Below are 11,350 nucleotides of genomic sequence, written 5' to 3' on the forward strand. Positions count from 1 at the left end.
GCAGCTTGACACAGCTTTTGAGGGACTAAATCTACCTAATGAGAGTTTTAATCCTCTGCTAAGTTTATTGGTGCTTTGGAAATTTTTTTGTTGAAGTGCGTTTGTGATTCAGATATAAGAAATATTTATGTCTAATGTAGCGATCGCATGGAAGTTTTGGATATTGTGGGTGCTAGTTTGTTTCGGAAGCGGATTTGGGTGTTTTATTTTAGGTTTACTGATATTTACTAGCCGCAATCAAAACAGTTTAAGTCTATTTGTCGGTTTAAGTATAGTTGGAATACTTTGGGTAACTCCGCAATATCTATTGCTAAAAAACTATACTCCGATTAATGGTATCTGGGTTTTAGTAACTGCTGCTGGCATGATTGCTAGTTTATATGTTGCACAATTTGTATTCGCAGTCTTAGACAGAAATTTAGGTTGGGCGGTAATAGGTGCTGTAGCCGCTATATTTCAGTATTTTGTTTTAAGACAGCATTTTTTACTATCCAGCGCGTGGATACTAGCAAGTGGTGCGGGTGTAGCTGTGAGCGTAGCTACAGGAGAGATTGTATTTAGAGTTGTATCTAAAGCCATCGAATCACCTGTGACTGGAAGCGGTGGAGGACTTAGCGCTCTAGCTGAAGCAACATCAGTCCTTATTTACAGTTCCCTTGTAACCGGAGTTGTAGCTTTAGCTATTTATGGAGCTATTACAGGTGGAGCTTTAATCTGGCTACTACGCACGCCGAAAATAACTATCATTTAAGCGACTAAATGAAGATAACTGTTTAAAATTACTGTTATATAACTTACAACTGTCTGTGGTTAAAATCAGAATTTACTACCAGACAGCCGCAACTTGTCAAAACTAATCCTATTTAATTATTATGAAACCCGCCCTTACTAAAATTGGTACTCAAATGTCAACCCTGACTGGTGTTAGGGCAATTATGAAAGACATTGTAGAAACCCTGCAAGCAAGTAACGGGCAAGAATTTATTAATTTGAGTGCGGGAAATCCGTTAATTTTGCCCCAAGTAGAGCAACTATGGCGCGATTGTACCGCCGAATTATTAGCAAGTTCTGAATATGGCGAAGTTGTTTGTCGTTATGGCTCAAGTCAGGGTTACGCGCCTTTAATTGAGGCGATCGCCAATGACTTCAATCGCCGCTACAATCTCAACTTAAGCAGTCGCAATATTTTAATTACTCCCGGTAGTCAATCGCTGTACTTTTACGCGGCTAATGTCTTTGGTGGCTATACGTCAAGCGGCGCTCTCAAACAAATTGTTTTCCCCTTAAGTCCCGACTATACAGGCTACGGCGGTGTTAGTTTAACGCCTGAAGCTCTCAAAGCCTACAAACCAAGGCTCGATATTGATGAAGCTAATCATCAATTTAAGTACCGTCCCGATTTTAGTCAGTTAGAAATTAATGAAAGTACAGGTTGTGTGATTTTCTCGCGTCCTTGCAATCCTACGGGTAATGTGATGACAGATGACGAGGTGAAAAAAATTGCCCACTTAGCTGCACATTACAGCGTACCTGTTTTCATTGATTCTGCCTACGGGCCACCTTTTCCGGCGTTGAACTTTACCGAATTTACGCCTATATTTGGCGATAATATTGTCCATTGTATGAGCTTGTCTAAAGCTGGATTACCAGGAGAAAGAATTGGAATTGCGATCGCTGATGAGCAGATAATTCAGGTGCTAGAATCTTTCCAGACAAATATGTGCATTCATCCATCGCGCTATGGACAAGCGATCGCTGCCCGTGCTATAGATTCAGGTGCGCTTGCAGCTATTGCCACAACTATTATTCGCCCCTTTTATCAAAATAAGTTTTTAGTTTTAGAAGAAACATTAAACCAAGCAATGCCTAAAAACTTACCTTGGTTACTCCATCGCGGCGAAGGGGCAATTTTTGCCTGGTTGTGGTTTGAAGATTTGCCAATTACTGATTGGGAATTTTATCAGCAACTCAAGCAAGTAGGGGTAATTGTCGTCCCTGGAAGTACGTTTTTTCCTGGGTTACATGAAGAATGGGCGCACAAGCAGCAATGTCTGCGAATTAGCCTCACCGCCAGCGATGCAGACATCAAAACGGGAATGGAGCGTTTAGCTAAAGTTACTGAGCAAGTGTATCAAAAAGTAAGTAATGGTGTTAGTTGTCAGTTATGAGTAAAAAAAATATTGTAGTAAAACCTGATAACTTAAAACTTCCCAATGTAAAAGCCAAAACTTCTTACTTAAAACTCCCCGATGGCTGGCTGCAAATAGGTAAAATTGTTGCCGCGCAAGGCTTACAAGGGGAATTGAGAGTTTATCCCGATTCGGACTTCCCCGAACGATTTGTAGTTCCTGGTACGCGGTGGTTGTTACGCTTTCAAGAGGAGGAACCGCAGAGCATTGAGTTGATGCACGGACGCTATATTGAAGGAAAAGGCTTGTATGCGATCGCCCTATCAGGAATAACTACCCGCAATCAAGCAGAAGATTTACGCGGTAGCTTGTTACTTGTAAAAGAGAGCGATCGCCCAACTTTAGGCGAAGATGAGTATCATGTACTAGATTTAATTGGTTTAGAGGTATTTAACCAACTAACCCAAGCCGTTGTCGGTAAGGTTGTAGATGTGATTGCGGCGGGTAATGATTTACTAGAAGTGCAACCTGTGGCAGAAATAGACAAACCTCAAGCAAAAAATCTCTTGATTCCCTTTGTAAAGGCGATCGCTCCTGTCGTCGATTTAGAAACTGGGCGAATTGAAATTATCCCCCCATCTGGTTTATTAGAGCTTAGTTAGAAGGTTTGGCGCTAACTTATTGCTCAAATTACCATCAACAATTAATAAGGCGGCTAAAAATAGCCGCCTTATTAGTTAAATTACCACAGCGCTCTTACAGGGCGGTTTGCTGGAGTTGATTGAACCGTTGTACTAGTGCTTTCAGTGGTGGTTCTTGTAGGGTCACTGCTAACATCTGGTTCAGTAGTAATTGTCGAAGTAGTCGATTCGGTGCTGGTTGAAGTTCTACCTACTTGACTGCTAGTAGCTTCTGTACCTGTTGTAGTAGTGCTTGCTTGAGCTACAGTAATATTTGAAGCCATTGAGCTAGTATCTAGAGTAGCGGAAATTTGCATTCCTTCACGCAAATTCAGACGTTGTAAATCTGCTCTTGACACCATCATTTGCTTGGTCATTCCGTCAGCCATTTCTATGGTTACGGTTTCCCCTTCAATACTTCTGATCGTCCCACTTACCATACCCGTAGTAGTTTCCGTCGAGCTTGGGGTTGACTGCTGCATCTGCATTTGGTTGGAATCTGGCGTTGATTGATTCTCCATCTGCATTGGAGTCGGTACAGGCTGAGTATTAGTTCTGCTTGGGGTTTGTGGCGTGTTCATATCCATCTGATTTTGCATCCCACCAGTACCACTTGCTGGGTCTGTTTGAGCGCTAACCGGATTCGTTGATAACATTGATGCCAACATTAAAAGCATTGCTCCAGGCAACAATTTGAGTTGTAACATACTTTTTATATCCTCAGTTTGATATGATTTTTTCATCGCACCTAGTAACAACTTTAAGGTTTAGTTAATAGCTGAGCTAACTAGCTGCTCCACCTAAATCTAAGATTTTATGCAAAATATCAAATCTACCTATGTATATATATTATTAAATCTTTTCTATAGAGGTTTTCTTTATATTTAGATATAAAAAATAGCTTGATCTAGACCTAAAATTATGTAAGTGTAATTACATAGATCGAGATAAGTCTAAAATGAATTTAGATAGTTTGAGAAGTTTAAAAAAATGAGGCAATATTTGAGTGAAATTTAATTTATTATCTGCAATCTCAATGCTATTGGGAGCAGCAATATTAGTAGTAAATAACCCCCAGCCTATTACCGCAGAACCCATTGAATCAGTTACAAACAAGCCGAGCAATTCGCACTTTACTTTATCGCCAGCAAGTAATACAGAGACAACAAATTTAGTTTTAAAGTTGAGCGATCGCCGAGTATATTTATATCAAGGAAATAAACTCACAAACAGCTATCCAGTAGCCATCGGTAAAGCTGGCTGGGAAACTCCTGTAGGTAGTTATAAAGTGATGGAAATGCAAAGAGATCCAATTTGGCAACATCCCTGGACAGGTAAATTAGTTCCTCCTGGAGCAAAAAACCCTTTAGGTGCTAGATGGATCGGGTTTTGGACAGATGGCAAAAATTTTATTGGCTTCCACGGTACTCCTCAAGAAAACCTGCTCGGACAAGCAGTGTCTCATGGCTGCGTGAGAATGCGTAATCAAGATATTTTGGCGCTTTACGCCCAAGTAGATGTTGGTACGCCCGTAACAGTCAAACCTTGACCCGGTAAAAGGTATGCTAGTTAGAAATAGCAATACTTGTAAAGATAAATATTTACGGCTATTGGATCTAAAATAGCTGGAATTGCCCAGGCGCTACGGACGTGAGAAACGCATGAATCAAGAACAACTGAATAATGCTTTTACTCTCTTTCTAAGTTTGCTCGTAGAAGCAATGCCTTTTTTACTTTTGGGGGTTTTATTCTCTGGACTGCTGCTATTATTTGTCAACGAAGGTCAGTTAGCCGCAAAAATGCCCAAAAATCCGTTATTAGGAGCAATAGCGGGCAGTTTAATTGGTTTTTTGTTTCCGGTATGCGAATGCGGTAACGTACCCGTAGCTCGACGGTTGCTATTGCAAGGAGTACCCACCCCTGTAGCTGTGGGGTTTTTACTCGCCGCACCGACTATTAACCCGATTGTAATTTGGGCAACGTGGACGGCTTTTCGAGATCAGCCCGAAATTGTTGTGCTGCGTGTGGTATTTTCGTTAGCGATCGCTATTATTATCGGTTGGGTATTTAGCGCTGGAGCCGATCTAAGTGCAATTATGCAACCAGAAATCGCCAATAATTGGCAAAAGCCGCCTGTAGAAACTGAAGAATTTATCTCACCCTTGCTACAATCGGGGACTTATTTATTAGCTGGAGCAGAGCAACCAATCAGAATGGATGCTACGGTAATGCAGGCGCAATTAGCGGCTACTGCTCTAAGTAAACCCTTAGCTTATAAACTGCGGTTGTTATTAGATAATACGGTGCAGGAATTACGAGAATTGGGAGCCGTATTAGTAATTGGTAGTGCGATCGCCGCGATCGTTCAAGTAGCTGTCCCCCGCGAAGCAATCCTCGCCCTTGGTAATAGTCCAATTACGTCAATTCTTGCCATGATGCTACTAGCTTTGGTAGTATCGATTTGCTCTACGGTAGACTCATTTTTTGCGCTTTCCTTTGCTTCAGTATTTACCAGTGGCTCTTTATTGGCATTTTTAGTATTTGGCCCCATGATTGACTTAAAAAGTTTGGGGTTAATGTTATCAATATTTAAGCCGAGGGCGGTGTTTTACTTATTCGCCTTAGCCGCGCAGCTAACATTTTTCTTTACTTTACTCGTCAACTTATATATTGTTTAGTTTTTCCTTTCGCTAATGACTGCAATTAAAAAACTGCGAAACTATTTACTACCTTGGCTAGATGTATTTGCGATCGCTGCTTGGGGTATTCTCATGCTGCGATACTGGCATACAGGCAAACTTAACTTGCTGATTCACCGTAATTATTTTTGGCTAGTCATTTCTGGCGGCATTGGCTTATCAATTATTAGTAGCTTAAAAGCCTTAGATTTATTACGAAAGCGCAGAAATATCCCGAACACCCAGCATCTTACCTTGTTTCCACCAGGCTTTAGTAGCGCCTTACTGCTCTCGACAGCGATTTTAGGCTTAGTTATTACCCCCCGCGTTTTTGCCAGCCAGACCGCACTCCAGCGCGGCGTAACCGATGTTTTACAAGCAACCCGCAGTCAACCCCAATCTTTTCGCTCCTCCGTAAGATCCGACGAGCGGAGTTTGATAGATTGGGTACGGACTCTTAATGTCTATCCCGAACCTGATGCCTATACTGGGCAAAAAGTCAAGGTACAAGGTTTTGTTATTCATCCCTCAGAATTCCCCCCAGAATACTTATTGCTATCGCGGTTTGTAATTACTTGTTGTGCGGCGGATGCTTATCCAGTAGGACTACCAGTAAAACTTACCCAAAATCGTCAAACTTACCCTCAAGATAGTTGGTTGGAAGTAGAAGGAGAAATGATTACCCAAGACTTGCAAAACAAGCGCCAATTAACTATTCAAGCAAGTAATCTTAGACCAATTCAAGAACCACAGAATCCCTACGAATACTAAATTAATGAAATAGCCAGCTAGTAAAAGCATACTTGCAGCCTTCCTTTACTGGTAAAGATTGATGCGGGTGAGTGTAATAAGAAGGAAATACTAAGACGCTACCTTTTTGAGGCTTGAATTTCAAGTTTTGGCGGTCAAAAAATGTCTCCCCGCCAGTAAAATCATCATTAAGATAGCCAACAATACTTACATCTCTAGTTGGTACTCCTTGAGACGCTTCATCGCGGCGACTAGCTAACAGCAAATTATCAATATGGCGTTTATAAAACTGCCCTGGCTGGTAGCGTAAAATTGAACAAGTTTCTATTTGAGAAAACTTTACTCTATAGTTTTGGTAAAGTGTTTCCTGAATTAAATAAATACGATTTAATAATAGTTGGTTAGTTGATTGTAATAAAGAATTAGTTTCACCCAAATACAGTAATTCATTACTACGCACTTGAGTTTCTACCTTTGTAAGCTCAATTCCAGCCGTTTGAAACTGACAGCAATCGGCAACTTGGATAATATGGTTGCATAGAGATATATCAAGTAATTGCTCAAATAATAAAATGTCTGCGCCTAAGTCAGTTACAGACCAAGCATCGGTAGAAATCATAGATTAAATATAATGTATATCCTAAATTTATAACCCCTTCTTAATTAGCTTGAAGAAAAGATTAAGTAAGCTCAGAAAATATTACCTATTACATTTTATCCACCCCAAAGAATAGGATAAAATGTAATAGCTAAGTTAATTAGAACCCGGACGACGATTTGATGAATTAGAGCGATCGCCTGTTATATCTTGGGCGTGCTGCAAATGTTTTTGCACTACGGGGAGAGTTTTAGCCGCAAAACTTTTTACGTCTGGATCTTGACCGCGTGCTACTTGACGCTCAAACAGTTGTGCTTGTTCTGTATGGCTTTTTAATCCGGCTTCTTTCATGTACTCTTGATCAAATTTCGCTCCTGAAAGCTTTGATAGTTTTTGTTTCAGATCCTCATTTTTTTTACCTATGGTAGTTGGCAAAGTTACACCTTTTTGTTTTGCCAAAGCCTTAAGTTCGTTGTTTGCTTTTGTATGTTCTACAACCATGCGGCGCGCATACTCTTTAACAACGTTGCTAGAAGCTTTCTGCGTAGCTATTTTTCCAAATGCTACTTCTGCCATTCCCCCTTGAGCCGCTTCAACCATAAACTGTTTGTCAAACTGACTTAAACTAGATCGAACGCCTGGATTTGTAGGTGTAGTTGGAGTTGGAGTAGGTGAGCTAAGAGGTGAGGGAGTTGTAGTAGGTGTAGTTGGAGTTGGAGTAGGTGAGCTAAAAGGTGAGGGAGTTGTAGTAGGTGTAGTTGGAGTTGTAGTAGGTGAGGGAGATTGCGCTATTGAGGCATACTCCAAAGATGCAATTAATCCTACTGCTACAAATGCAGCCATCACAAAGTTGCGTTTGATCGTCATAGTTTTACCTAAAAAATTCGAGATTCTTGTGTTAAATAACTGTATCGGTCATAAGGAGCGATCGCATTTGCTAACTATTTTAGGTATGGTCTTTACAATGGTAAAAACTATCACCCTTTTACTAGATAGCTAACATCTATGAACCACGTACCTGACTCTATTAGCGATCCCCTGGTAGTTAGCATCCTCTGTCTAGGGGTGAGTTTAGATATAAAAATATAGTTTTTAATTACCTACAGTGATACTTAACAAGCTGTATAGGTTAATTTTGAGGTAATAAATGTCCCTAAATAATAAATCATTTTTTCAACAGCTAGATCGCGTGGCGATTTCCTTAATTGCTCTACTGGCTCTACTAACATTGCTAGTTCTATTTCAAGGCGATGCGATCGCGCCGCGCGTCCGAGATTTTAGCTGGCAAAATAAACAAGTTGGGGCAGAAGATACGGCTTTTTATCTTAACTTCACTCGTCCGATGAATACCAAAAGTGTAGAAGAAAATCTGCAAATAGATCCGGCTTTACCAGGTAAAATTAGCTGGGCTGGGCGCAAGATGGCTTATACATTACTATCCCCACCTGCTTACGGGACTACTTACCAAGTGCAGTTAAATAGTGCAAAAGACAGGTTCTCTCTAGCCGACGATAACACGTCTATTCAATCCTTTAAAGGCGTTTTTAGTAGCCGCGATCGCGCCTTTGCTTATTTGGGTGTAGAAGGAGAAGAATTAGGTAGGTTAATTGTTTACAATCTTACCGGGCAACGTAAAACTATCCTTACTCCCAAAGATTTAGTTGTAGGTGATTTTCAGCCTTACCCCACAGGCAACAAAATTCTTTTTTCTGCTACCGAACGATTTAGCGATCGCTCTCAAGGTTTGCCCCCGTCTCAGTTATACACTGTTACTACAGGGATTGCCCCCGATCCGACCTCAAAAAACAATCCTCCTTTGGGCAGAGTTGAATTAGTTTTAAGTAGCAAAGATTACCAAAACTTAAAGTTTGATTTGTCCGCCGATGGCAAAATTATCTTAGTGCAGCGCGTAAGTAAAAAAAATCCTGGGGATTTTGGGCTGTGGATACTACGTAATGGCACGGGCAATAAACCCCCCAAAGCGCAATTATTGCAAAGCCAACCAGGAGGAGATTTTATAATTACCCCCGATAGTAGCGCTGTAGCCGTTGCTCAAGGGCAAGGAGTAGCACTTTTGGCTTTGCAAGAAGCTACTAAACCTTTAGACTTTTTGCCCAAATTTGGCATGGTGTTAAACTTTGCCGCCGATGGCACTAAAGCGGCAATGGTGCGCTTCAATTCTGATTACACGCGATCGCTCTTTTTAGTAGACAACAAAGGCGGGCAAAAAGAACTGCTGCGTACTACTGGCTCTATTAATAGCTGTTTATTTCATCCTGTACTCCCAAATCTCTACTGTATGTTGACGCAGTTAATTGAAGCAGAAGTTTATCAAGAGCAGCCTTATTTAGCAGCCATTGACCTTAATTCTGGCAAGCAAACGCCCTTAATAGTTATGCCCGAACAAAGAGACGTACAAATTAGTTTATCTCCTGATGGTTTGGCTATACTACTAGACCAAATTGAGACTAACCCAAATGATAGTTCGCCTCAAATCAATATTCCCCGCACTAATGATGGTGAGGCGATTGCTACCAGTCGTCTATGGTTAGCGCCTTTATTTGCTCCCTCTGTATCCACAACCTCCCCCTCGATCCAAGCAGAGCAATTACCTCTACCAGGTTTTCATCCTCGCTGGCTACCTTAGAGGCTATTGACGAGCTTCAATTTCAGTAAAAGTTTGCATTAGCAACCGCTTTGCTTGCAATTGCCAGCCCCATTTTTGCACTCTATAAGCTGCGATCGCACCGCCCATTGAAGCTACTAACCCTAAAGGCTGAGAAAACGAAATTCCTACTAATAAGCCTAATCCGGCAATTCCCCAAAAGGGTAAGGCTACCGTTTGGCGTTGTTGTTCTACAATCCGCCTAATCCAATCCGACTGCATCGAGTCTTTTAAGGCGGCTATTGTCTGTTTCTGTTCGGCGGCGGATACGGATAAACCAATTTTTCGGCGTAGTTTCTCAATTTTCCGGGCAGTAGTGCTGTATTCAGTTAATTCGTCTTCTGCCATCAACAGCAGGCGATTTAGTTGCTCCATTTGACTAATTGCTCTTTACTTGGATAATTCAGCATAACAAAACCCGCGATAGTGCAGGCGCGCCCGGTTATGGGCTTCGCATTTTTCCCTTACTTCTTCCTTTATTTTAATTACTAGCTATATATTCATAATTTTCTAAGTAAAATTACGGTTGACACTCCAATTGATTTATTGTGTAGTTTAATTTAACCGAAAGTTAATTAACAAAGTATTTTAAGAGCAGGTAAATTGAGGAAAGTTAATAATCTCATATTTGCTACAAATTTCCAGAAGTATTAAATTGATCGCGCTCATACTGTCAATAGCAACACTTGTAAAAACTAAACTAAATCACAATGAATGAAGTTAAAAGCTATCAAAACAGAGCCTTAGAAGAACTAATGAATTATGTAAAATCCATAGCAGAAATTGAAACTAATATAAGGTGTGACGATTCCCAAAAGCAAGTCATACATGGGAATAAAGATAAAAACCGGGGATTAGAAGAATTAATGAATTATGTAAAATCTGTAGCGGAAATTGAAACTAATGTAATTTACAGCGATTTACCCAATCAAATTATGCCTATCCAGAACCAAGTAATAGAAGGAGAATTTGCAGCAATCGATCCAGAAACTCCGCAACAAGCTAATCGTTCTTTGGTGTTAGGAGAAAATAAAGAAATCATTTCACCATCAAATACAACTAATTCGATAGCTTTAATTGAAGATTTGTACTTATCAAATGCTAACTTAGTTGAGCGAGTAACCTATTTAAGCAGTGCGATCGCCAAGTTTCATCAAGATTTAGAATCTTACAAAGTCCAATTCCATGCAGCGTCATCAAAACTGAGCGCCCAAAATCAAGAAATAGAAGCCAATCATCAAACTATTCAAACGCAGACTAGCTCAATTGAAAAGCTAACAACAGAACTTGCGATCGCTAAAGAATTGATAACTCAAGTGCAAGCAGATTACAATGAACAATCTCATCAACTAGCAGCAAAAAAAGATAACTGTCGAGACTTGCGGACTCGTTTAAATCGAGAGCAGCAGCACAGTTTGCAACTCAAAGCTGCTTTAGAAAAATGTCTAGAAGTACCCCCCACAAGCTACCAATTAGCGGAGGAAACAGGCGACCAATCTATTAGCTTTACGCCCAAAGCACCGTCAATTAAGCCTTGGACGACCCAAGCAAGAGGCGGAGGTAATCCGATAGATTTAACTTGGGAGCCTCAACTCCCAAGTCAAAATAACTTAGATAGCGATCGCCCACCAATGGTATCTCCAGAACATTTAGAGCTATTTAGCAGCTTAATGGCGGAGGACGAGGTACAGGCTGAAATCGCACCGGAAGCTGACATAAAGCCCGTAGCATCACCCATAAACACACCAGTTAAGACTCACACATCGCCCTCGCTGGTTGTGTATCCCTCTCGTCCTCCCAAAGGGCGAAAATCTCTAGCATCTATTGAATTGCCCAATTTTGTTTCCTGA

At 40.8% G+C, this 11,350-nt stretch carries 12 protein-coding genes; 8 read left to right on the top strand and 4 right to left on the bottom strand.

The genetic code is table 11. From position 1 onward, the window contains the following. The first annotated feature begins 127 nt into the window (after positions 1 to 127). The 3 genes from C7B70_RS05900 (at position 128) to rimM (ending at position 2,791) form a co-directional block, all read left to right on the top strand. The gene (locus C7B70_RS05900; RefSeq protein WP_106368133.1) at positions 128 to 751 is read left to right on the top strand and encodes a hypothetical protein; all 624 of its coding nucleotides are present in this window, start codon (positions 128 to 130) and stop codon (positions 749 to 751) included. A 121-nt stretch (positions 752 to 872) separates the two neighbouring features. Further along, positions 873 to 2,168: a valine--pyruvate transaminase gene (locus C7B70_RS05905; protein ID WP_106368134.1), complete on the top strand. Its 1,296-nt coding sequence runs from the start codon at positions 873 to 875 to the stop codon at positions 2,166 to 2,168. Further along, positions 2,165 to 2,791, top strand: coding sequence for a ribosome maturation factor RimM (gene rimM / locus C7B70_RS05910; protein ID WP_106368135.1), 627 nt, complete (start codon positions 2,165 to 2,167; stop codon positions 2,789 to 2,791). Before C7B70_RS05905 ends, rimM begins: the two co-directional genes overlap by 4 nt. A gap of 80 nt (positions 2,792 to 2,871) precedes the next feature. Here the strand turns inward: rimM and C7B70_RS05915 are convergent, their stop codons facing one another. Next, positions 2,872 to 3,516 (bottom strand): hypothetical protein, encoded by a 645-nt coding sequence (locus C7B70_RS05915; RefSeq protein WP_146134012.1) that lies wholly within the window; start codon positions 3,514 to 3,516, stop codon positions 2,872 to 2,874. A 299-nt stretch (positions 3,517 to 3,815) separates the two neighbouring features. Here C7B70_RS05915 and C7B70_RS05920 point away from each other — a divergent pair, with 299 nt between their 5' ends. The 3 genes from C7B70_RS05920 (at position 3,816) to C7B70_RS05930 (ending at position 6,258) form a co-directional block, all read left to right on the top strand. Further along, entirely contained in the window at positions 3,816 to 4,358 is a 543-nt protein-coding gene (locus tag C7B70_RS05920; RefSeq protein ID WP_369831820.1) for a L,D-transpeptidase, read from the top strand. A 112-nt stretch (positions 4,359 to 4,470) separates the two neighbouring features. Next, complete coding sequence (locus C7B70_RS05925) at positions 4,471 to 5,487, top strand: permease (RefSeq protein ID WP_106368137.1); 1,017 nt, start codon at positions 4,471 to 4,473, stop codon at positions 5,485 to 5,487. Between the two features lie 15 nt (positions 5,488 to 5,502). Beyond that, entirely contained in the window at positions 5,503 to 6,258 is a 756-nt protein-coding gene (locus C7B70_RS05930; protein WP_106368138.1) for a TIGR03943 family protein, read from the top strand. A 1-nt stretch (position 6,259) separates the two neighbouring features. On the opposite strand, the gene C7B70_RS05935 is transcribed toward C7B70_RS05930, so the two are convergent. Together C7B70_RS05935 and C7B70_RS05940 are read right to left on the bottom strand one after the other, a co-directional pair. Continuing rightward, entirely contained in the window at positions 6,260 to 6,856 is a 597-nt protein-coding gene (locus C7B70_RS05935) for a 2OG-Fe(II) oxygenase (protein ID WP_106368139.1), read from the bottom strand. Positions 6,857 to 6,991: 135 nt separating this feature from the next. Next, entirely contained in the window at positions 6,992 to 7,702 is a 711-nt protein-coding gene (locus C7B70_RS05940; RefSeq protein ID WP_233220830.1) for a DUF4142 domain-containing protein, read from the bottom strand. 280 nt (positions 7,703 to 7,982) lie between these two features. On the opposite strand from C7B70_RS05940, the gene C7B70_RS05945 reads away from it, so the two are divergent. Further along, positions 7,983 to 9,482, top strand: coding sequence for an Ig-like domain-containing protein (locus C7B70_RS05945; protein WP_106368140.1), 1,500 nt, complete (start codon positions 7,983 to 7,985; stop codon positions 9,480 to 9,482). A 3-nt stretch (positions 9,483 to 9,485) separates the two neighbouring features. On the opposite strand, the gene C7B70_RS05950 is transcribed toward C7B70_RS05945, so the two are convergent. Beyond that, positions 9,486 to 9,875: a hypothetical protein gene (locus C7B70_RS05950; RefSeq protein WP_106368141.1), complete on the bottom strand. Its 390-nt coding sequence runs from the start codon at positions 9,873 to 9,875 to the stop codon at positions 9,486 to 9,488. A gap of 335 nt (positions 9,876 to 10,210) precedes the next feature. Here C7B70_RS05950 and C7B70_RS05955 point away from each other — a divergent pair, with 335 nt between their 5' ends. Continuing rightward, on the top strand, positions 10,211 to 11,350 hold the full coding sequence (locus tag C7B70_RS05955) for a hypothetical protein (RefSeq protein ID WP_106368142.1): 1,140 nt from the start codon (positions 10,211 to 10,213) through the stop codon (positions 11,348 to 11,350).

The sequence above is a fragment of the Chlorogloea sp. CCALA 695 genome, from assembly GCF_003003885.1.
In the GTDB taxonomy this organism is placed as follows: Bacteria; Cyanobacteriota; Cyanobacteriia; order Cyanobacteriales; family Chroococcidiopsidaceae; genus Aliterella.